Origin of the sequence: Bernardetia sp. Wsw4-3y2 (genome assembly GCF_037126295.1) — a bacterium.
GTDB lineage: Bacteria > Bacteroidota > Bacteroidia > Cytophagales > Bernardetiaceae > Bernardetia.
Genome location: NZ_CP147017.1, coordinates 5,048,969 through 5,074,025 on the forward strand (window position 1 = coordinate 5,048,969; position 25,057 = coordinate 5,074,025).

General features: G+C 31.8%; 9 protein-coding genes and 1 tRNA gene. 7 read left to right on the forward strand and 3 right to left on the reverse strand.

All coding sequences use genetic code 11. The features are described 5' to 3' along the window. Nucleotides 1-80 precede the first annotated feature (80 nt). A complete protein-coding gene (locus V9L05_RS21305) occupies nucleotides 81-5,558 on the reverse strand; it encodes an MG2 domain-containing protein (protein ID WP_338813848.1) in 5,478 nt (1,825 codons plus the stop codon). Nucleotides 5,559-5,960: 402 nt separating this feature from the next. Here V9L05_RS21305 and V9L05_RS21310 point away from each other — a divergent pair, with 402 nt between their 5' ends. Further along, complete coding sequence (locus V9L05_RS21310) at nucleotides 5,961-9,734, forward strand: AAA domain-containing protein (protein WP_338791496.1); 3,774 nt, start codon at nucleotides 5,961-5,963, stop codon at nucleotides 9,732-9,734. A gap of 651 nt (nucleotides 9,735-10,385) precedes the next feature. Here V9L05_RS21310 and V9L05_RS21315 read toward each other — a convergent pair. Beyond that, the gene (locus V9L05_RS21315) at nucleotides 10,386-10,643 is read right to left on the reverse strand and encodes a GlsB/YeaQ/YmgE family stress response membrane protein (RefSeq protein ID WP_338791495.1); all 258 of its coding nucleotides are present in this window, start codon (nucleotides 10,641-10,643) and stop codon (nucleotides 10,386-10,388) included. Between the two features lie 221 nt (nucleotides 10,644-10,864). Here V9L05_RS21315 and V9L05_RS21320 point away from each other — a divergent pair, with 221 nt between their 5' ends. Both V9L05_RS21320 and V9L05_RS21325 read left to right on the forward strand, forming a co-directional pair. After that, on the forward strand, nucleotides 10,865-13,264 hold the full coding sequence (locus tag V9L05_RS21320; RefSeq protein ID WP_338813849.1) for a hypothetical protein: 2,400 nt from the start codon (nucleotides 10,865-10,867) through the stop codon (nucleotides 13,262-13,264). 427 nt (nucleotides 13,265-13,691) lie between these two features. Continuing rightward, nucleotides 13,692-17,039, forward strand: a complete 3,348-nt coding sequence (locus tag V9L05_RS21325; protein WP_338813850.1) for a PAS domain S-box protein — start codon at nucleotides 13,692-13,694, stop codon at nucleotides 17,037-17,039. A 93-nt stretch (nucleotides 17,040-17,132) separates the two neighbouring features. Here the strand turns inward: V9L05_RS21325 and V9L05_RS21330 are convergent. Continuing rightward, nucleotides 17,133-17,207: transfer RNA gene (locus tag V9L05_RS21330), tRNA-Pro, on the reverse strand. Between the two features lie 754 nt (nucleotides 17,208-17,961). On the opposite strand from V9L05_RS21330, the gene V9L05_RS21335 reads away from it, so the two are divergent. From V9L05_RS21335 to V9L05_RS21350, 4 genes are all read left to right on the forward strand, one after another. After that, nucleotides 17,962-19,140 (forward strand): acyl-CoA desaturase, encoded by a 1,179-nt coding sequence (locus V9L05_RS21335; RefSeq protein ID WP_338813851.1) that lies wholly within the window; start codon nucleotides 17,962-17,964, stop codon nucleotides 19,138-19,140. A 427-nt stretch (nucleotides 19,141-19,567) separates the two neighbouring features. Next, a complete protein-coding gene (locus V9L05_RS21340; protein ID WP_338813852.1) occupies nucleotides 19,568-20,899 on the forward strand; it encodes a hydroxymethylglutaryl-CoA reductase in 1,332 nt (443 codons plus the stop codon). 120 nt (nucleotides 20,900-21,019) lie between these two features. After that, a complete protein-coding gene (locus tag V9L05_RS21345; RefSeq protein WP_338791490.1) occupies nucleotides 21,020-21,952 on the forward strand; it encodes a GYDIA family GHMP kinase in 933 nt (310 codons plus the stop codon). Nucleotides 21,953-22,152: 200 nt separating this feature from the next. Next, on the forward strand, nucleotides 22,153-25,011 hold the full coding sequence (locus V9L05_RS21350) for a T9SS type A sorting domain-containing protein (RefSeq protein ID WP_338813853.1): 2,859 nt from the start codon (nucleotides 22,153-22,155) through the stop codon (nucleotides 25,009-25,011). Nucleotides 25,012-25,057 lie beyond the last annotated feature (46 nt).

Consider the following 25,057-nt stretch of genomic DNA (forward strand, 5'->3'; position numbering starts at 1 on the left):
TCTCAACGATGATCATCAATATTCAAACTTCGAATAAAATCAATAAATTACTGTTGGTTGAGTCCCAACAGCGACATAATCTACTCTACCACCAAAGTACCAACTCCATGATACGAATGATAAGAAGCATCATACATTGCATCAGCACTGATTAAACCGACTTTATATGTTCCTTCCGAAACGGCACGAGTTTGATAATAATAGTATTGCGTTTTCTTCTTTCTAACATCAGTAAAAATATTTACTCTATCATCTCTGAAATCAAAATGTTCTGGTGAAGAAGCATTTTTTATCCAATCAAATTGTTGTGCTCCTCCTAATCTTGGATTTTCAATTTCCAAACCAGCAGGAAGCATATCTGTAATAACTACATTTTCGATAACATCTACCGAAGTAGAAATTACTTCAATACGAACAACAACAAGTTGATTTTGCTTAACTTTTCCAGTAATTTCATTTCCTTTTTTATCCAAATAAGTACGACGAACACGAATATTTTTATCTTCTTGTATATAGTCGCCTTTTAGGCTGATTCCTTCTTTTTCCCAAAAATAATACAGATCACCTTCTCCAGAAGTTTGAATAGTAATTTCTTTATTCAAAACCTGATTCTTAGTAAGAATAACTGTACCATTTTCATAAGCAGAAAGATTCGAACCACCAGCCGAAATTTGTGCTGTAATATTACTATTATTTGCTTTACGTGCTAATTTTCCTAAAGCTAAAAATGTAAATGCATGTTCTTGTGTATTTAAGTGTTTTGCAGCTCTATACTGTTCTGAAAGCTGTTTTGCAAGTGTTCCAATTTGTGGATTTTTTGGATCTTGTTCTAACATAACATTCAAAGAAATAGCTTGGTCACGTATATACGAATAGAAATTTCCACCTAGAGATTGTTGTGATTTTTCACCCGAAAAAGAGGGAGGCAAAACAGCATCATAACTCGCCTTATCACCCAATAATTTATAGGTAGAAGCTAACAAATAACGAGAATCAATCGCTAATAAATGCTTATTTGCTTTGTAATAATTCATTGTTGCTACATCTTGTTTTCCTGCCGAAGCCAAAATATACATAGAATAGAAAATAGATTTGTTGGCAATTGGTCTTGAAGTGAGCTGTCCGTTTATATTATAATAATACAGACGCTCAGTATCCTTACTTTTGATTTTTGTCATTAGATAATCATAAGCCTTATCTAAAACATCATCACTTACTTCATAACCTGCTTTTTTGGCTTCTGTCAAGAAATGAACAGCATAGGCAGTTCCCCACCAACTTGCTTCATGTCCACCTTGCCAGTAGCTCAAGCCTCCTTCATAAAGCTGCATAGATTGTAGTTTGGCAATAGCAAAACGAATATTTTCTTCTGGTTTCAGATCATAACTTAATGCTTTTCCGATAGATTCAGCAACATCTTTTACATACAGTTGAGGAAATGCACTAGAAGTAGTTTGCTCAACACAACCATACGGATAACGCACCAAATAATCCAAAGACTTAACAAATTGAACCATTGGTGATTTACTGACTACCAATTTTGCATCTGCCGAAGTTGGTACATATTCATGTTTGAAACTAAGTGTTTTGCTTTTTCCACCTTCTACACTTCCTGCATCCGATTCTTTCAAAAGAGATGTAAATGGACGAACAGTAATATCTGTAGTTTGATTGAATTTTTCGCCTAAGGCTGCTACTTCCACATCAATTTCTGCTATACCTACTGCCTCAATTGCATTGATTTTGAAGTTTACCTTTGCTTCACTGTTTGGTTGAATAGTAACGGTTTGTGTAGTATTTCCGTCTGGCGAAACTGCTCCTTTTGTTTTGAGAGTAACAGTTGCTTGAGCTACTTTATCGGTCGTGTTACTCATCGTTACAGGCATAGTAATTTTGTCTTTTGGACTCAAAAATCTTGGTAAACCTGCCGAAATTACAATTGGGTCAGCCACTTTCATATTTGCTGTTGCAGAACCAAATTTTGAACCTTGTACAGCGACAGCCATAATTCTCAAATCTCCTGAAAATTGAGGTACATCAATTTCATAATTTACCTCGCCTTTTGAGTTGGTTTTTAATGTTCCAGACCAAAAAGAAACAGGTTTTACTCGTTTGTTTGCCATTGGATTGGTACGGTTTGCCAAATCATAACCATCTGCACCAAAGTTCTGAATATTTGCTTTAAATTCTGGATACAAACGTTCGTACATATCAAATGCTTGCACACCTAATGCTCTCTTTTGGAAGAAATAATTGTAAGGGTCAGGAGTTTGGAAGTTTTTAATTAATAAAATGCCTTCATCAACGGCTGCAATCGTAACTTCTACATCTTGCATTGGCTTTCCTGTCTTGACCGTAATCATTTGTTTTTGAGAAGAACGAATACGCTCAGGTGCAGTAATTTTTAACTCAATTTTGTGTTTTGATTCATTTTCTACAGTAATAGAAATGTAACCGTGAGCAACTGTCAAAGGAACATCATTATTAGTGAGTGGACGAATCAGTGTCGCACTAATATAAACGTTTGGCAAATGTTCATCAGTAATTAGAATGTCCATTGAAGCCGAACGGTTTTGAACATCAATATATTTGTGAGTAATTACATTGTCTTTTTCTAAAGTAACTAACATTCTACCTGAAAAAGGAGCTTTGAAAAGCACTTTTGCTGTTTCTCCTGCATTGTATTTTTTCTTATTAAGTGTAATATCAATTTGTCCTGCTTTATCAACTTGGAAAGAAGAATTTGAAGTAGAACCATAATAATAAGCATAAAAACTAGTAGAAACATACGTTTCAGCATTTGGAAGAGAAACACGTACTTCATAACGAGCCGAGTGTTTTGGAGTAAAAGTCAGAGAAGTCCCAGAAGGATTGATTTTCATTTCATTATCATACTCAACTATTTCTTTATACTTCGAAACATAGCTATAATGGTCGTCGTATCTTCTCTCTAAAGCTGTATACCATTGGTAACGAATCACTTGTACTTTGGCATTTGCAGGAATAGCTTTTCCATCATAATCAAGAGCAATCAAAGGAAAATTAAGAGGTTGGTTTAGACCAATCCAATAATAATCTAAGCCTTTTACACCTAAGAAGTAAGGCTGCGTAATAATATCAAAACTTTTTCTAGAGCCAACAGGGCGACCTGTTTCATCGAAAACAGTTGTGTAAAATGTTCCTTGCATCAATCCAATATTTTGGAAAGTTTCTGGAACTTTTACACTTTCACTTATTTTTCCTTGTAAATCAGTTTCACCAGTATTTTCATAATCTTCATAAGAAGGCATTTGATTATCTCCAATGTTTAAGAAGAAATTATAATCTTGATATTTAGCATCTTTAGATTGAAAGGCTTTTTTATCATACGTCAAACGCACTTCATAATTTCGGTCTGCTGCTGGAGGACCAAAAAGATTTGTTGCCGTTGCTTCTAAGTTGATAGCTTGTCCACTTTTTACAGATTCCTCATTTAGTTTGGATTCTACTTTTATGCGCTGTGGCATAAACTCTTCTACATTTATATTTCTTGAAGCTAACAAAACATCATTTGAGGTATAAACTTCAATTGTATAACTTCCCGTTACACTTGTGCTAGGAAGTGGAATCGTAGCTGCAAAAGTTCCTTCTTCTGAAAGGCGATTTTGTTTTTCTACCAAACTTCTACCATTTGGCATAATAATTTTCCATTTTACAGGAATTTGTCCTACACTTTGCCAGTCTTCCCAATTTCTGATAATTGCTTTAAAGCTGATTTTCTCATCTGGACGGTACAAATTTCTTTCAGGATAGATAAAGGATTGATAATTTCCTGCTGTTGGATAAATTCCATCTGTATCAAATCCGTAGGTAGAAATTCCATTTTGAGCTAAATGAATATAACTAAAATCATCATTTTTCTGTGCTGTGATAAATTGAAAATTATATTTTTCGCCTAACTTTTTCAATCCTGTTAGTCTTGCAACTCCGTTTGCATCAGTTCTTGTAGTTTGAATAGTTTGATTGCTTGTACTGATTAAACGAATTTGAGTTCCTTCTTCTGCTGTTGCATTCATAATTGAATTAGCAAAAACCATAATTTCATCTTCACTTCTACGAACAATAAAACCCAAATCAGATACACAAACAATCTGACGGTCTTTTATCCAACGGTCATCAGGCGAGCGCACAACCACATAATAAATTCCTTCAAACGGACGGTTATCAGCAGCTACTATCTCACGCATATCAATTGCATAACTACTTCCTGCTTTTTTGAAATCAGTCATTTTCATTTCTTTTTTCAAAATAACATCTCCATAATCGTTTTCTCCATTTCCATAATAATACTCATCCATTTGGTCGTAATTATATGATCCGACCATCTCTCTCAAAAAATGCTGAATATTATTTTCATAGATTTTATATACTTCTAGTTCTACTTTTTCAAAACCATAGATATTTACACCAATATTTCGCTCTCCTTTTGAAGTCAGATAAGCAGCTTTTCCATCCGAAAATGAAATTGTTTTTTCTGCTCCTCCAAAAAGTAAAACATGTTGATATTCGGCTGTTAGTTTTGTACCAAAAACACCTTTTAACTCTTGATCAATAGTAAGTTGATAATTTGTTTCGTCTTTAAAATCTGCTTTTACTAAAAATCCTGCATCGGTTTTTTCTATTTCTGTCCGTAACTGTGGATTAATAGAAATAAGGTCTTTAATCTGTGCTTCATTCTGTGTCACACTTTGATTCGTTAAAACTCTAACAATCGTTTTGCCATTCATTTTATATGAAGTTACTTGGGTTACTTCAAAAGTCTGTGGATCTGGAATATCTGTTTTGAATGACATTTGAGGAGCAATTCCATCCCCTTTTGTCATTTTCAAGCCTTCTTTAATGTTGATAGAAATTGTTTTTCCTGCTAGTTCTTTGCTGTCGCTTGTATTTGGCTTTATAACCAAACGAACATTTTTTCCTACTTCATTACTTTTCAATGTATAATTTGCTGCTGTTCCATTTCCTGTTTCAGAAACTCCTAAAGTAGAAAGTGAAAGTAGGCTATTTAAAGCACTAGGATTGATGTCGTAGTTGAAAAGTAAATTCAAAAGAAGCTCTGGTGAACCATTTGCATCTGCACTCCAATAGGCTTGTGCTGTCGAAAGGTCAAGATAAGGAGTATGAAATTCAAACTTTTTGTCTTTATCAATCTCAATATTCTTTTTTGTCAGTTCGGCAATTATATTTTGAGTGAGCTTAACTTGATATTTTGTATTTGGAGCAAATCCTTCATCAGGAGAAAAAATAAGCATTGTAGGACTTGTCCATTTGAATTTCCCTTTTACTTTCGGATTAATTTCCAAATATTCAATTTCTTGCCAAACATCTAATTGCTCAGGTTTTGCAATAGCTTGATTGAATGTAAAAGTAAGGTTTTGTTGAAGTGCGATTTGCTCTCCAAAATTTTGGTCAATTACTTGTAATTTTTCTGTTGTGGCACAGGAAACAAGCCAAAGCAGAAAAACTATTCCCATTATTGGAAGAATAGATTTGTAGGATTTGTTAAATGATGGATTCATAAATTTGGTGTATAATGTTGTTGGTAAGACACCAACAACGGCTATGATTTAGGTAAATTAGTAGTAGAAAATCTTATTTCACTTCTTTGTTAATACTACGATGCTTTTTAACAAAAAATTGCATACGAAAAGTTAGTGTTTTTTTAGATTCTTTCAAATTTTATTTTATAGTTTATAAAATATATTGATATTCAAGAGGATAAAATTAAGAAAAACTAGAATTAGTAATAAAATACGAATAAATAAAGAAATGAATTTTCACTAATTTATTTCTTTATCTATCAATAACTTATATTTATCTAGTATCCATTCAAACCTATCGATAAGTGGTTGTTTTTCGATTCAAATCTAGATTAATTGCAGCGTAAAAGTGTATTCAAACATGTGTTTTTCTGCAATCCTATGATTACTCCAAATTTTCTCAGCTACGTCAATCGTAAATTAAAAACAGGCAATTTAGAATATATTCATCTAAATGCGTTACCTAAAAATCATGCTACTCGCCTTGATGCTTATCAATTTAATCAAATAGAGGAAGGTTTGGCAGATAAATTTATACAAGAGTTGTTTGAAAAACAAGGGATGCGATTTACCCTTTCGCTTACTTCTTTGCAAGATGACTCTTCTTCAGAAATAAAATCTAATTTTGATAAGATAGCTAAAAGGTTAGATACAATCAATCATCAAAACAATGATGATTATCAAGAATATGGTGTACGTACATTTGGTTTTGGTTATCCTCTTGTTATTCGTAGAAGTAAACATAATCCAAATAAAGTAATAAAAGCTCCTCTTATTATTTGGCGTATGTATTTAGAAAAATCTATTCATCAGATTAATGAATGGAAAATAGTTCGTACAGAAGAAGACCCTATTTTGCTCAACGAAGTTCTAATCAATCATTTGGAACAAGAGGAAAAGATAGTTTTTAAAGCTGCAGTAGAAGAATATCTAAATGAAGACATTCTCACTTTTACACAACTAAAAAATATTTGTAATACAATAATGGAACGTTTCAATCTTGAAAATGTAGAAGATTTTCAAGAGCCACATATTGATGCTATTCCTACTATTGATGAAGATGCTTTTACACATTTTCCAAAAATAATTTGGTCAGGTGTTTTTGGACTTTATAGAATTCAGAAAGAAGGAATTATACAAGATGTAGACTATGTGATGTCACATTTTAATAATTTTAGATTCGAAAATCTAATTCCAGACCCTTATCAGACCTCTACTTTATCTAGTATAGCTACTGACCCTAGCCAAGAAAAAATATTACATTCGCTTGCAAAAAAAACTGTTCGTGTCATACAAGGTCCTCCTGGAACAGGAAAAAGTCAGGCACTGACAGCCATTATTACCAATACCATTGAAAGTGGTGCTAAGTGTTTGGTTGTCTGTGAGAAAAAAACAGCATTGGATGTTATTCGTCAAAATTTGGAAGATTTAGGCTGTGGAGAGTTCTGTATTTCTATTGAAGATACTACTAAAGATAGACGAACAGTTATTGCAAAGGTCAGAAATGCAGCTGAGCAAATAGAAGAATATCGTCATAATTTTAGAGAAAAAGAGTATGAAATTGCACTCAATAATTATAATCAATTAAAAAGGGATATTAATAGAAGACACAAAGCTGTTTTAAAGAAAATATTTGGAGATGATTGTTGGAAAGATGTTGTAGGAAAATACATGCACAGCCAACGTATAGGAGAAAATATTTCTTTAAAACATTTGTTAGATAGAAGCGAATATTCATTCGATTATGAAGAGTTTGAATTATATACAAAAAAAATAAAAGAAGGATATTATCTCTTTAAACAAGTTGCTGCCGAAAATCATCCTTTAGAGCAGTTAAATGACCAACTATTTCAAGGAACATTTTTGCATACACAGCGCATAGAAATAGAAGAAAGTTTAAATCGTGTAATTAGAGAGTCTCAAGAAGTTATTGATACCTATACTACTCATAAAACTATTTATGGAGAAGAATTTAAAGACAATAGAGTATTTAGAAATAATTCTATCATGATTTTTTCTTTTGTTTCTCGCAAACATGATAAAGTCAAAAACTTCAAACAAGAATTTCTCAAACAATATCAAGAGTTTGTAGATAAGCAACAAGAAATAAAATATTTTGATGTAGAGTTTCCAAATAAAGAAGGTGTAGAAAATTTTGAAACACTTTACAAATCTATACTTGCTTACCAAGAAAAAATGAAATCTATTTTGGTAGGAATAGATGATTTTCAAGAGTATTATAAGTGGAAACATTTTTTTATTTCATTAAAAACACCACAAAGAAATGTTTTTACTGCACTCATAAAAGCAAAATCCAACGATTGGGCAAATACCTTTGAGAGCTGGTATTTGGATAATGTTCTCTTTAAATACGAACAAGAAATTGGTCCTTTCCAACAAGATGACCATTTAATAGAAGAACTTAACCAATTAACTGAAAAGCTAAAAAAGATGCAAGTCGATAAGATAATTGCACACTGGCTTAGTATACAAAAAACGGCTTTAGAAAAATTTAAGTTAAAGGGAGGAAATATAAATACACTCTATAATTATAAAAAAAACAAACAAAACAAACGCAAAAATTCACTTCGTAAGATAATCCATACTGATTTTCAGTTATTTAGTAGTTTCTTCCCTGTAATTTTAGTTAGTCCTACAGTAGCTAGTTCGATTCTGCCAATGAAAGAAGGACTCTTTGAAGTTGTTATCTTTGATGAAGCGAGTCAGTTGAGATTAGAAGATACTTTTTCATCTTATTTGCGTGGAAATTATAGAATTATTTCAGGAGATGTACATCAAACTCCTCCTACCAATTATTTTGGAAGAGATATTTTATTAGATATTGATTTAGAAGACAAAGAAACACACGAAGAGGCTCCTTTAGTAATAAAACCTGACTCAAGAGAATTGGCTGATAAAGAATCATTGTTACAATTTGCTTTAGATGCAGGCTATGAGAAATCTTATTTAGATTTTCATTATCGCTCTCGTCATCCGTTCCTAATTGAGTTTTCAAACTCTGCTTTCTATGGTTCAAGGCTTATGCTTATGCCTGAACGTTTTGCGTATAAGCCTATCCGTTTTCTGCAAGCTGATGGTATTTATGATAAAAACAGAACCAATATGACAGAAGCTAAAATGATTGTAGATATTCTGTTTGGACATATTTGTGAGAATAGCTATGGAGATTGTCCAACAATAGGAATAGCTACTTTTAATATAGAACAACGTAATTTGATTATAGAATTAATTCAAAAAACTTGTCAAGGAAATAAAGAACTTCTCAAACGTTATGAAAAAATAAAAGAAGATGGATTTTTTGTCAAAAATTTAGAGAATATGCAAGGCGATGAACGAGATATTATTTTAATTTCTACAACATTTGGTAAAAATGAAGAAGGAGTATTTAAACAATATTTTGGACCTCTAAATCTGTCAAAAGGATACAAATTACTTAATGTTCTTGTTACTAGAGCAAAATATCAGGTGTATGTCTGTACTTCTATTCCTTCTTCTTATTATAATCGTTATGCAAAAGAACTTGCACTTAGAGGAAATACAGGAAGAGCTATTTTATATGCTTACTTAGCTTATGCACAAGCAATAGAAGAAAATGAATCTAAAAAAAGAAGAGCTATTTTGGAGCTTCTAGAAAAATACTGCTTGGAAGGAGAACGTTTTGATAAAGTACAAAACCAGTTTTCTCCATTTAAAGAAGAGTTATATCATCGTCTTTCCGAACAGTTTGGAGAAGAATGTGTCGAAGCTGAATATCAATTTGGAAGTTTGAAATTAGATTTTGTAATAAAAGCCCATAAAGCAGGAAAACCTATTTTAGCTATTGAATGTGATGGAGCTATGCATCATAATACTGAAGAAGCGTATATTCATGATATATATAGAGGAAAAATTATTACTGAAAGAATGAAAATTCATTACTATCGTATCTGGACTACAAATTGGTGGATTAATGCGAAAAAAGAAATGAAAAATTTGGTTGATTTTGTCAATTCTATTGATGAAGACAAATTGCCAAAAAAATCTTTATCTACCATGACAGCTATGGAAGAGTTTTTAGACAGACCATTAAATTTGGAATCTATTGGAGAAAATCTTTCTAAAATAAAACCACATGGAGAACAAGAAAAACTCTAATTAACCTAGGGTTTTCTTATAAAAACTATGGCTCTTCCGACAATTTAAGGAAATTATAAAATGATGTATGTTCGTGTTTTCAAAAACGAACGAAACACTTCTGAGGACGCATTATATTCAACTCTGAGGAGTTGAACACACAAAACAAACATTAAATTACTTTTGTTACAAGGTATTAACTAAGTAACTGAGCAAAATCATTTATATGCAAATGGAATCTGTCTGACACCTCAAAGGTGTCTTGACAGTTTAAATCTAATTCTTTTCTTAGATATGTTTTATTTTGCTCACTTAAGTACCTATACAAAATTAATAATTCATATAATTGATTAGCGAGTGATTTAGCTTCGCTGAGTACTTCATAGTTGGCTTCACCGAGCTTTGGTTAATAAATGTTGAAAGTCAGTGAAGCTAAATACAAGTTGTTATTTAACACATATTTAATTTTTATTGTATTATCCTGTAATTATCATATAAATCACTCGCTAATTATGTCCAACTACTTACTTAAAATATAAATAGATTTGAGCTAAAGCTAAAATAGCTCGTTTTAAACTTACCCACTTTATGAAACAGTGTTCTAAGTTACTAAAAAAAGCCTTTGTAAATCCATACAAAGGCTTTTGAGAATATAATTTATGAATAGTAAAACTATCTTTTTTTATTTCCTCCAGTAAAAATTCCGATTATAAAAAGTAAGACTATTGCACCTACTGTTGAAGTAATAAGACTTCCTACAAATCCTGCTTCTACCATAATATTGAGTTTTGTAAAAAGCCACCCTCCAATAGAAGCTCCTATAATTCCGACAATCAGATTGACAATCAAACCTAAGCCCTTTCCACGCATGAGTTTACCAGCAATAAAGCCAGCCAAAATACCGATAATAATTGACCAAAGAAGTCCCATAATTTAAAAAATTTGAAGTATAAAAATAAGTAAAATGTTAGTTGAAGTAATGACTGTATAAAATATTGAACGTAAAAAAATCAATTAAGATTAATTTAAAAAATAATTTAATAAAAATTAGCTCAAAATGAATATTCTTGTTTTTGTTTTTCAAAAATTAGCTTAATTTATTCTATCTTAGATTTTAGTATTAGTTTTAGATTCAATTTTATAGAAACAAAATGAGCGAACAAGCAGGACAACCACGTAAAGATTTAAGCTCTGCACCCCATTCTATTTCAGGCGAAAGACAAGCAGAACAAAGAAAAAAAGTGCGTTTTCAAGATGATCATTTTAGTCGCTTTCATGGCTACAACGAACAGTTTATCTCTAAATATAAAGAAGAACAATCAACAAAAATTTCTCTAGGAATTTGGATACGAGTGGCTCTTTTTGTAATTGTCTTGTTTATATTAGTTTTTAATCTTTTTGGCAATACTGTTTTTGCTCAAAATAATATAGATAATAACACCACTGCACAAGACACAACAATTAGTAATGCTCCTCCAATAAATAAACCATTAGATTTTGAAGTTCCGAAAAGATATAGTTCAGAGAAAGCTGATTTTGACCTTTTGGTACAAGAACTTTTTCCAGTTCCAGAAGATGATCTAGATTATAGTGATTTGTACGAATCATTATTTCAATTTTTTATTCAGCCTTTGGATTTGAACCAAGCCACCCGAAATGATTTGATAAGTACATTTTTACTTTCTGAACGACAAATTGAAGATTTTTTGAAGCACAGAGAAAATTATGGAAAACTGCTCAGCATTTATGAAATTCAGTCTATTCCATCGTGGGATACCAATACTATCGAAAGAGTTTTGCCATTTATTACTATTACAGAAAGCACCATCCAGCAAGATACACGAAGTCTTTTTGAGCGAATTTTGGCAGAAAAAAACAAAACTCTCTTGGTTCGTTATAGCCGTACTTTAGAAACTCAACGAGGTTATACTAGTGATACAACAGGCGCAACTCGTTATTTGGGTTCACCAGACAGAATTTATACACGTATGCGTATTTCGCATCTCAATGACTTTAGTATTGGTTTTACACTTGAAAAAGATGCAGGTGAACAGTTTATTTGGGATTCAAAAACAAATAGATATGGTTTTGATTTTCTTTCAGCGCATGCTGTTTTGTATAATCAAGGAAAATTTAAAGCGATTGCAATAGGCGATTATCAACTTCAATTTGGACAAGGGTTAATTATGGGAGCAGGTTTTGCAGCAGGAAAAGGCTCTGAAACTATCAATACAGTTCGTAGAAGTACACAAGGAATTAGACCATACACATCCGTTTTAGAAACAGCTTTTCAACGTGGAGCAGCAGCAACTTATTCTAACGGACAATTTGACTTTACAGGATATTATTCAAGAGTAGGAGAAGATGGAGGAGCTTCAAGTGCCGTTATTGCAGATTCACTCAATCAAGGACAAGAAGGGGATTTTATAAGCTCCCTTATTGCCACAGGTTTTCACAGAACACCTAACGAAATAGCAAAAAAAGATAACTTTATTCGTCAGGATGCAGGAGGAAATATTACTTATAGAGACAAACAAAATAACTTAGAATTAGGAGCTACTTTAGCATATACTTCTTATGACAAAACATTGCAGCGAACAGATAGAGTTTATAATCGCTTCGAATTTAATGGAAAAGACAATTATAATTTTGGTATAAACTATTCGTATGCATGGCGAAACATGAGTTTTTTTGGAGAGGCTGCACGCTCAAAAAGTGGGGGAATGGGACTTATTTCAGGTGTAATCTTGTCGCTTGCTCGTCCTTTAGAAATGTCTATGTTGTTTCGTAAATATGATAGAGATTTTCATACTTTTTATGGAGCAGCTTTTGGAGAAGGGTCTCGTCCGATAAACGAACAAGGATTTTATTGGGGAATGAAATATTCACCTTCCAAAAAATGGCAACTTGCAGCCTATTACGACCGTTTTCGCTTTCCTTGGATGCGTTTTTTGGTAGATGCACCTTCAGGTGGACACGAATATTTGGCTCGTCTTACTTACCGTCCTTCTCGTTCAATTCAGATTTATGGACAGTTTAGGCAAGAAGTAAGAGAGAAAAATTATATCAATGATGATGATACAAATCCTTCAAATTTTAATAGAATTACACCTTATACACGAAGAAACTATCAATTAAATTGCGATTATAAAGCAGAAGAAATAGTTTCTCTACGTGCCAAAGTTCAGTTCAGTTCCTATGAACATGAAGCAGCACCAACACAAGGTTATGTAGTGGTGCAGGATGTAAACTTAGATTTTGGAAAAATTCGTTTTTCTACTCGTTTTGCTCTTTTTGATACCGATGATTATGAAAACCGTCAGTATGTATATGAAAAAGATGTTTTATATTATTTCTTTATTCCTGCTTATTATGGACGTGGTTTTCGCAATTTTTATATGATTCAATTCAAGGCAGGAAAGAAAATTGATATTTGGGCAAAGTGGGCATACACAAAATATAGAAATCAAGAAAGTATTGGCTCTGGATTAGAGCGAATTGATGGAGATTTGAGAAATGATATTCGTATTCAAATGAGAGTGAAGTTTTGATAAATTCAGACAAATAAACTAACTCATTTTTATAAAAAAATATTTTATGAATTTTAAAAACAAAAATAATAAAAAAAATTACGTAATTTGTATGTCTGTATTTTCTATCAACTCGTTTTTAATAGAATGATTATGATAAAATAGTAAGACTAATTTATCTTTCTAGCTAGAAAAGTAAATTTAAAACCTACTTGATAAAAATTTAAATAGTAGAGAAATTAGTACGTTGTAACATAAATTTGTTTGTATTTTACTATCGTCAGTGGGGACACCGACAATGGCAGAATTATAAATTGAATATAAATTGAACAGGGTTTTAACCCAGTTTTACATACAAAGAAATGCAAAGTAATTTATGTTACACGGTATTAGAGTAAAAAATTTTAGATAGAATTTAGAATTTTAGTAGAACAGGCACTCTTTAAACATGGAAAGACCAGAATTCAATCCACTTTCAACAAACCCAAACACATCAAATACTAGTCAAACTGCTTGGCTGGCTCATTTGCCTGTGCTAGTTTGGCAAACTAATGCTGAACTTGTAGTAGAAAACATTATTGGTGCTTTGCTAAACGAATTTGAGATAGATACTTCCCAAATTATTCAAAAAACTGTTTGGGAGTTAGAAGAAAAAGACAACCAATGGATTTTTTCGGCTCAATCTCATGCAGATGTTCTTTTAGGAGATGATTTTTATTCTATTGTTAATTATAATAATCATTTTTATCGTCTTCAAATTACAGCTCTAAAAGAAGGAAATAAATTGGTAGGAACAGCAGGAATGCTAACACAAATTAATTTAGGACAACCTCATGAAAAAGCCATTGATTCTAGCTCTGACTCTACTAACGATGCTTTGATTTACAAATGTGCTGAGTTATTGCCTTCCCCTACTCTTATTTTTTCAGCAATTGATAATAAAATACAAGTAGCAAATGAGCCTTTTTTAAAATCTTTTAAATATGATAAAGAAAAGATTTTAAACAACTCTATTAATATCCTTATCAGTAATATTGATTTATCTCAAATTCGTAGCCGTACACGTAGAAGAGGAATAGTAAGAACTTTTGAGATAAAAATGAGAAGGAAAGAAAAAGGTAAATTCTTTTGGGTCAAAATGGCTGTTCAGATGATGCAAATTGCTGATAAGAAACATTTTTTACTTCAATTTGCAGATATTACAAAAAGCCGTCAGAATGAAGATAAATGGCGTTCACTTATTAAGTTCGCACCAGATTATGTCTTACATGTAGATTTGGATGGCAACATTCAATATATCAATCGTACTCCGAACCAAACCTCAATTTCAGAAATGATGGGCAGAAATGTCTATGACCTCATTACGACCAATGAAAGAGAAAAATTGAGAGAAATATTCAAATATGTTTTTGAAAGCAAAGATATAGGACGTTTTGAGAGCCTTTTTTACAATTATGTTACCAAATCTCGCACTACATGGCTTAGTATAAGAATTGCTCCTATGGTAACCGATGATGAAGTTACTGGATTTGCTCTCATTGCATCAGATATTACAAAAGCAAAACAAAATCAAGAACAACTCAGTCAGAGTGAATCTAAAAATAAAGCCTTATTAGATACCATTCCAGACCAAATGTTTTTACTTGCCGAAGATGGAACTATTCTAGACTATAAAGCTGATCAACAAGATTATTACAAACTTGAAAATCCTATTGACAAAAAAATAGGAGATGTATTTTTATTGATGGTTTCTGATAAAGTTGAACAGACAATTCAAAAAACTTTATTGACACAAAAACCACAATCAATACAGTATAATCATCTAACAAATAACAATGAGTTACTTCATTTGGAAGCTCGCATGAACCTTAGTACACAAGGTGAGGTACTCATGATTGTAAGAAATATTACAGAGCAAAAACGAAATGAAGAAGCTGTTGTAAAGAATAAGCAAGAATACAAACAACTACTCAATAATATTGATGAGATTGTGTATGCTGTTGGAATAAATCCAAATACAGGTACTTATCAACTTACTTTTGTGAGTGAACACTTACAATCTGTTCTCAACTATCCCCTTGATTTTTTTGATAACGGTTTTATTCCTTGGATGCGTGTTATACATCCTGAAGACAGAAGAAAAGTTTTAGAAACTATGCAACAAGCAATTTTAAGACAAACCAAAGTTTCACGTATTTTCAGGATTTTGCATCATACAGAAAAAAAATATTTATGGCTTGAAGAACGCATTAATCCACAGGTAGATAATCTTGGTAATTTAATTGGTTTTTTAGGAGTAGCTAGAGATATAACTCATGAAAAAATTGCAAAAGAAGAAAATCAAAGACTTATTTCTCTTATTGGAAGTAGCCATGAGTTTATTGGTCTGACTGACAAAGACGGAATTATAAAATTTATAAATGAAGCTGGCAAAAATCTTTTAGGGATTGAAGATAAAGCTATTATAAAAAATCAACAAGAAGATAAAGCAATAGGAAAAAGCATTTTAGATTATTTTACTCGTTCCTCACAGGAAAAAGTCCGAATGGAAGTATTTCAGTTTCCTAGACATGAGTCTTGGGAAACCGAACTCCGAATTATTAACAGACGAAAATACATGCCCTTAGATGTTGCCGTTTCTTTCTTTCCCATTAAACTCAATGAAACCCATGAAGCTACTTCTATTGCTGTGGTGATGCGTGATATTAGTGAGCGTAAACGTTCGGAAAGAAAAATAAAACAAAGTGAACAAAAATACAGAACTCTCATAGATACAATGCGTGAGGGGATTATTGTCTTAAATAGTAAAGATGAAATAGTATATGTAAACGAACGAGTTTTGGAGCTTTTAGGTCATGTACAGGGAGAACTTGTAGGAAAAACAATTGACAAACTTCTTTTCTCAAAGGAGATAGATGAAGAATCACATATTGCAATTCAAAATCGTATAAAAATAAAACCAGAGCAGTATGAACTTCAATTGCGTAGGAAATCAGGAGATAGTCTGTGGGCTTGGATAAGTAGTAACCCAATAAAAGCAGATATAGAATCTTTAGGAACTATTTTGGCTGTTGCAGATGTAAATTCCCTTAAAATTGCTCAAAATGAAATTGTTTCAGTCAATAAGGAAATGGAACAACTACTTTATCGTGCTTCTCATGACTTAAAAGGTCCTATAAGCTCAGTAGAGGGCGTTCTAAATCTTTTTAGAATAGAGAAAAAGCAAGATCCAACTGTTCAACAATATACAAATATGATAGAGACATCTGTCAAAAAATTAAGTGAACTAATTAAAGATCTAACTAAAGTTTCTTCTATCAAACAAGGAAAATTGAATGTAAAAGCCATTGATTTTGAACAACTTATCCACAGCATTACATCCACTTTTTCTTTTTATGAAAATTATCAAAATATTGATTTTAGAATACATGTAAATTGTAAAAAAGAATTTTATACTGATGAGAGTCTACTTTATACTATCATCCAGAATTTTGTAGAAAATGGCATCAAATATTCAAAACGATCTTTCGATAATTCATTAGTACAGATTACAGTAAAAGATACAGCAAAAGGAATTGAAATGGAATTTTTGGATAATGGAATTGGAATTCCAGAAAAGTATCAATCCACTATTTTTGATATGTTTATTCGTGCCAGCGATCAAGCAAAAGGAAGTGGACTTGGTTTATATATTGTTCATAATGCTATCAAAAAACTACAAGGAACAATTAGATTGGAAAGTGAAGAATATGCAGGTTCTATTTTTACAGTGCGATTACCTTCCATTGATTTATAAAATTAAAGCAAAAAAAAAATTGTTAGATAAAAGTAATATTATTCAAGATAAAATTAATTTTATGACTAACAATTTTTTATGTATATGTATTTGTCGGGATAGCAGGATTCGAACCTGCGACCTCCACTTCCCAAAAGTGGCGCGATGACCGGACTACGCTACATCCCGATTTATATGTATTACAAGTTAAATTATGTAACTTATTGTCTACTTCAAATGAGTTTCATTCTACTCTTTTTATATTATCTCATATTATAATGAGGTGTCTAAAAAATAGAAATCCAAAGGTAAGTGTTTTAAAATCTAAAAGCAAATAAATCTATAAAAATAAGCTGAATTATTTTTTATTTGTTAATCTCTAATCTCTATAAAAATGCAAAAGACTTCTTTTGGCACTCCTTAAAATTGGAATACAAAGGTAGGTACTTAAATATTAAAAAGCAAATAAATCTATAAAAAACAACAAAGAAATTATTTAAGAATAGGTTTGAGTGTATTTGTTGGTGTCGCTTCATTAAAACACTAACAACGGTATTGAATAAAGGAGATAAAAATGCTACTTTTTCTTTGATTTTTTAGATATAAATTTTTCTAAATTTTTAAAAAACAGCTAATTCGAACATGTCAAGTAGTGGTAGAAACTATCTTTTGCGTCTAATTAATAAATCCTAAATTCAAAAAATCTAAATTAACTTTCAATTTATTTTGAAAATAAACTTAAAATACCTTTTTTTTGTATAAATTTATAGAATATGACTAAAATCATAATTTGTCTTTCAATTTAAGGCTAAATTTGTGTACTTTATATAATTAATTTAGACCAAATAAAAATTACACACTTCTCAATATAACAATTAGGATAAACAGCTTGTAAAACAATTAATACAAACTCACCTTACAGATAATCCTCATCTCCCTATTTATGGAAAACCTAATAACTGAAAAAGCTATTCAAAAAACAGCTGATAACAGACAGTCAAAAAATACATTTAAAGAAAAACCTCTCGCAACAAAAAAACCACCTCGCTTCGACAATCAAGAACAAAGAGATTTTTCTAAGACACTCAACATGAGAGTAAACAGTTATTTTAAAGACAATAATATTTCACGTAATGCCAATACAAAAATGGTCTTGAAAAGCCTTTTTCATGCTACACTTTGGATTGGTTCGTATTGTATGCTTATTTTTGGTGGATTTAGTGTAGAAATCAATTACTTGCTTTGGGCAATTCTTGGTTTTTCTATTGCTATGGTTTCTGTAAATATTGCACACGACGCTATTCATGGAGCGTATTCAAAACACAAGTGGGTAAATGATTTGCTTTCTCACACTTTTAATTTCAATGGTGCTAGTGCTTATATGTGGAATAGAATGCACAATCAGGCTCACCACACTTATACAAATATAGACGGACATGACGAAGACATTGCGCCTGTTCCGATAGTTCGTCTTTCTTCTGAAGCTCCTTTATGGTCTATTCATCGTTACCAACACATTTATTCGTTTGCCTTATACTGCTTAAGTACACTTTCTTGGGTTTTAATGAAAGATTATAAGAAGTTTTTTGCTAATGAAGTTGGAAATTATACAGGAGCAAAACATCCTAAGAAAGAATATTTTTTATTATTCTTCTATAAATTTATCAATTATACTCTTTTTATTATTATTCCTCTTATTATGTTGCCTCACGGTTGGGTAAATACAGTTTTGGGATTTTTATTGATGCACGCAGTAAGTGGTTTTTTCTTAGCAGTTATTTTTATGTTGGCTCATGTTGTAGAAGAAGCACATTTCTTTTTACCTAATGAAGAAGGAAATATGGAGAATTCTTGGGCAGTTCATCAACTTTACACAACTGCTAATTTTTCAGAAAAAAGTGAGTTTATGGCATTTATTACAGGTGGACTTAATCAACAAGTAGAACACCATTTGTTTCCAAATATATGTAGCATTCATTATCCTGCTCTTTCAAAGATTGTAAAGCAAACAGCAGCAGAATACGGACATCCTTATTTGACAGCAGATTTCCCAACAGCAGTAGCTTCTCATGTTCGTTTCTTAAAGAAAATGGGTAGAGAAGAAAGACCTGTAATGCACTAAATAGAAATGATAAATTATTAGTTGTAAATGGTAAATGAATACAAACAACTTATTATCAATTTTTTATAAAAATATAAATCTGCCTTTTTAGCATTTTAGCTTAGCAAAAACAGCAGAAATGAAATTTCAAGAAAAAATAGAGGGATTTGATAAATCAAGTCCCTTTTTTATGGATTATTTTCAAATTTTCAAAACTTTTTGAAAGTTTTGAAAGTATAAGATAATGTAAACATTTTATTTATGGCAAATTCCTTAAATTAATGATATTAGTAGTAAATTTGTCAAAACATATCTTTTCTATTTAAGTTAGTAAGCAGTATTTTGAATTTATTGCAAATATTTCTTACTACTTAATTGACTGTCTTTACCTTGATAATTTAATTTTCTAAGCTCATAAAGACAGCTTTATTTTAATAAAAAAACAAGTATGGAATTAATTTCAGGTTTTTCAAAACTCTCCAAAGAAGAAAAAATTAAATGGATTGCAGAACAGTTAGGGCAGTCATCTGATGAATTACTAGACCAATTTAGTAGTTTTTGGCACAACGACCCACACCAGCAAAAAGTTTTTGATGAATTTAGCGAAAATACACTAACCAATTACTACATGCCTTTTGGTGTAGTTCCAAATGTTATTTTGAATGGTGAAACGTTTGCTGTTCCAATGACGATTGAGGAGAGTTCGGTAGTGGCAGCAGCTTCAAAGGCAGCCAAGTTTTGGCAATCAAGAGGAGGGTTTCATTCTGAAATTATTTCTACAAAAAAAATAGGACAAGTTCATTTTCTTTGGACAGGCGATTACAATAAAATGTATTGTGTTTTTGATGAGGCCAAAGAACAAATGCTAAAAGATACAGCCGATATTACCAAAAACATGCGCCAGCGTGGAGGAGGGATTTTGGATATTGAGCTTTTGGATATGCGTCATTTGGATGATAATTACTATCAAATCAAGGCTACTTTTGATACTTGTGATTCGATGGGCGCAAATTTCATTAATTCTTGTTTAGAACAATTTGCCAAAACGCTTCAAAACTGGGTTGCTTCAAAAGAAATGTTTACCGACGCAGAAAGAGACGCTACAATAATTATGTGTATTCTTTCTAATTATACCCCTGAATGTTTGGTCAAAACATGGGTAGAATGTCCAATTGAAAAATTGGGAGGAGCTGATGGACTCATTGATGGATTAGATCCAAACACATTTGCTTTTAAGTTTCATAAAGCGATTGAAATAGCTAAAAATGATGTTTATCGTGCCACAACACATAATAAAGGAATTTTTAATGGTATTGATGCCGTAGTTTTGGCAACTGGAAACGATTTTAGAGCTGTCGAAGCCTGTGGACATACGTATGCTTCTCGTTCTGGACAGTATAGAAGTTTGTCGGATTGTAGTATAGAAAATGGCGTTTTTAAGTTTTGGTTAGAGATGCCGATTGCTGTCGGAACTGTCGGAGGACTTACTTCACTTCATCCACTTTCAAAACGCTCATTAGAAATGCTTGGTAATCCCTCAGCACCAAAACTCATGCAAATTATTTCAACTTTGGGCTTGGCTCAAAACTTTGGTGCAATAAAATCACTTACAACAACAGGAATTCAGAAAGGACACATGAAAATGCACCTTTTGAATATCTTGCGTAACTTTGAAGCAACAGAAAAAGAAGTAAAACAAGCAGTTGAGTATTTCAAAAACAATACAGTTTCTTTTAATGCTGTAAGAGAATTTTTGGCAACTGTAAGAACACATGTCTAAAATAAAAACCCTAAAAGTCTTATTTATTAGATTTTTAGGGTTCAATCAGATAAACAACACACAAAATATTTCAATAAAATTGAACAACTTTTTTACTCTTCCAAAATCCCTTTTTAATTTATGAATCGTTTTCACGGAAATGGAAAACTGCTCCTCAGTGGGGAGTATTATGTGCTTGATGGTGCGATTGCTCTTGCTGTTCCTACCCAAAAAGGACAGTTATTACAAGTGACTTATGCTCCTTCAGAACATCGTGTGTTGCATTGGAAAAGTTATGATAGTAATGGGCAAATTTGGTTTGAGGCTCGTTTTGATATCGAAACTTTTGAAGCCTTAGAAGGATATGTTTCTCAAAAATCAATGGTTTTACAGAAAATTTTGCAAACGACACGCAAAATTTCAAAGAATTTTTTAGTAGGAAAAGAATCTGTTTTAGTAGAAACTTTTTTAGAATTTCCTCGTCTTTGGGGATTGGGAAGTAGCTCAACGCTTATTCATACCATTGCAAAATGGGCAGGAATAAATGCTTTTGATTTACTTGCCAAAACTATGGGAGGTTCGGGTTACGATGTAGCTTGTGCCGAATCTGAAACGCCTATTTTGTACGAAAGACACGACGGAATTCCACGTACTATTCCAGTTGATTTTAATCCTCCTTTCAAAAATCAAATTTATTTTGTCTATTTAGGTAAAAAACAAAATTCGGCAGAAGGAATTTCGTATTACGAAAAACTCAAAAATATAAAAAGTAAGAAAGACAAATTAGTAAAAGAACTTTCAGGTATTACACACAAAATCGTAACAGCCACAAAACTAGAAGAATTTGAAAAGCTAATTGCCAAGCACGAAGAAATTATTGCTAATAATATGGCAATGGAAAGAGTAAAACAAACTTATTTTTCTGATTACTGGGGCGAAGTAAAATCTCTCGGTGCGTGGGGAGGAGATTTTGTTTTGGTTACAAGCCAAAAATCAAAAGAAGAAACACAAGCCTATTTCTTAGAAAAAGGAATGGATACTTTTCTTACTTATGATGAAATGGTGAAGGGATAGTTATATTACTTCATAATTGAATTTTGGAAACAGTTTGTAAAACAGATTTGTATTTACCCCTAAGGACTCCAATGTTCTTAGGGTTTCGAAAATACTTTTAAATGAGCATAAGTATTTTTTTATTGAATTTTATTACTTTCAATATCAAAATATAAAATGTAATTTTGTAGTCTTATTACAATTATAATCAAACTTATAAGATGAATTCAAAATTACTCCAACATAGTAAAGTACACATATTCTTACTTACATTTTTATTCTTATTTTTATTCCTTTCTTTATCATTTGGGCAAACTCGTCCTCCAATAGCAACTTATTCAGATGTATATTGTGAAGGTAGTCCAATTGTTGTTTCAGCTAGTTCACCTACTTTTGGATCTAGTATTGAATGGTATATATATTCAGATATACGATCGCACTCACCGTTTGCCACATCAAAAGATGGTGCTGATTTGATTTTAGATAATAAAATTCCATTACCTGTCGGTACAACAAAAATATATGCAGTAGCTATATCTAATGGAAATAGAAGTGAAGGAGTAGAAGTTCCAATAAATGTGCGTTCTGCTGCTGTTGTTTTGGGAATAGGCTCAGACAAATGTATGCTTTATAGAGGAGATAACGTAAATTTATTTCCAATTTTGTCTGTTGATAAAGCAGAATATACCTACGAGTGGAGAAAAACACAAAATAAATTACTTGATACTATAGCATCTCCAAGTATAATCAGTACAGAAAAAATATTTTCCAAAGCTTCATTACAAGAAGCAGATGCAGGAATATATGAACTAACAGTATGGAACGAAAACAAAACCTGTGCTACTGTTTCCACAATACATTTAGTTATTAGAGATGTCTGTATGCCTTCTTATCCTATTGAAAATTTAGGACTTGATCTTAGTCAGGGTCGTACTTATGTTTATATAAAACCTGGTCGTGGAAGATATTATATTTCTACTGATGAGAGTGGAGTTTTTAATTTTCGTTTAGAAGAAAGATATAGAAATAAAGATTTAGATGTAACTGTTTTTGTGGAAGATGGCTGTCAAGTTGGAAAAACGACATTAAGACAAAGTATCGGAACAAGTTGGTACAGTTTGAATTTTAATCCAATATGTACTCCCAATAAGAAGTACCTTATGAAAATGACTTCAAGTACAGGTGATATGTATGAAGTGCCTATAAAATTTAATATCTCTGAACTTAAAAACAGAATCTATATAAATTCTGACTCTTATTGTCCTAACCTTGAAATCTACCTTTCTTCTAGTAATGATGGAGGCGTTGTGAATAGTAGCATGACTTGGTACAAGACAACAACAAATTCAAAAACAGACTTACCAAATGAATCAACTGATTGGGAGGTAATGAAAGTTTATAAGAGCAAAAAAACTATGATAGGTGGATCTTACTTAACATATAGCTCTAGTGAGGAGAAAGTTCAGTGGTTAAAGACACTAGTTATAGATGGAAGAGGATGTGTTGTTGAGAGTGAACCTGTATTTATTGAGAAAGAAAACGGAAATGAAAATCTATTCAGAATTCCTAATACTAGAAATTTACTTCCAAAAGCAGAATTTGTCAGTACAGACCAAGAGTCTTCTCTTTTAAAAGGCATTGAAGTCAAGCTATCTGGCTTTTCTATTAATAGCTATGACAGAACTCCTGTTGTAATTTCTATCCTTAATGCTGATGGTACAAACTCTTCCCCCAGTAGCGTAATTAAATCGTTTGAAATGGAAGCAAGTGAGTTTAGTAGTTTGTTTATTCTCAATAATGATGATATTTTTATTTTTGATGAGCCTTTGCGAGTTCCTAGACAATTTTATATAAGTATAAATGCCAATAGCAATTCTATTTATATGTCTGCAAGATGTAATATAGCTCAAAACAGAGCTTGGGAAAGAAAACTAGACGGTTCGTGGATTCCATTGTCAGCTCCTATTTCGTCTGGAGGGCTTGAGTTTGCTACTTCTTATGTAGTCAATCCAATATTTCATACTAAACCAAAAACTAATTTTGTTGCCAGTTTTGATTTGGCATATCAATATGAGGAAGTTACGTTCTTTGATATTTCTGAAGCTGACCCAGAAACATATGACTGGACATTTGCAGGAGCTAGTACCAGCACTGATTCAATAGCAAATCCTACAGCTACTTATTCCCAAAAAGGAGAATATGATGTTTCCTTGAAAACAAGCAATATATCAGGAACTGATAGTCTTTCGAAGCCAAATTATATTAAAGTTTTGGAAAATTACTCTATAAGAAAGAATACATATACACAGCTTTATGCAAAAGAGAGAGATCAAGAATATGAAGATGGACAGCAAAAGTATAAGGCAAAAGGGGAGTATTTTATAAGCAATGAAGAAGATGATTATTTACAAGGAGTTGAAATTAAATTATCTTATCTACGTGTTCCTAGTTATGGAAATTGGGAGAGAACACTACCTATATATTTGATGTCTGTTGATAGTATAGACAAAAAGCCTTATCAAATAATTGATTCAATGTCTGTGCCTTTTGATTACATCGAAAAGGCAATAGAAAAGCAAGGTTTTATAAGGTTCAAGTGGAAAGAAGCTATAGCTCTTCCTTCTGAATTTTTTATTGTTGTTGATATAAAATATGCTACTGATTTGAAATATGCAATTCCTTATGGTAAACCAAATGAGGAAATGAAACAAGGTACGGCATGGATTCAACTCAAAGATGGCACTTGGCAAAGACAAGAAGTAGTATATACTTTTACTTCTACCTCTCATGCTATATATCCTATAACAACTCGCTATAAAATACTTTCTTCAGAAGAGAATAATATATTTTCTTATTCAATAGAGTTATTTCCTAATCCAGCTTCTGATTTTATAGAAATAAAATCTTCTGAAATCTCATTAAACGAATACTCTATCGTTAATATTTTGGGAGCAACTATCAAACAAGGACATTTATTAGAGCAAAACACTATTGATATAAGTAAATTTAATAAAGGTCTGTATTTTATTCGTTTTATGACAAACAAAGGAATAATTACAAAACGATTTATAGTAAAATAATCACTTTATTTAGAACTACAAGTAAAACTTCATTCTTTCATTTTTT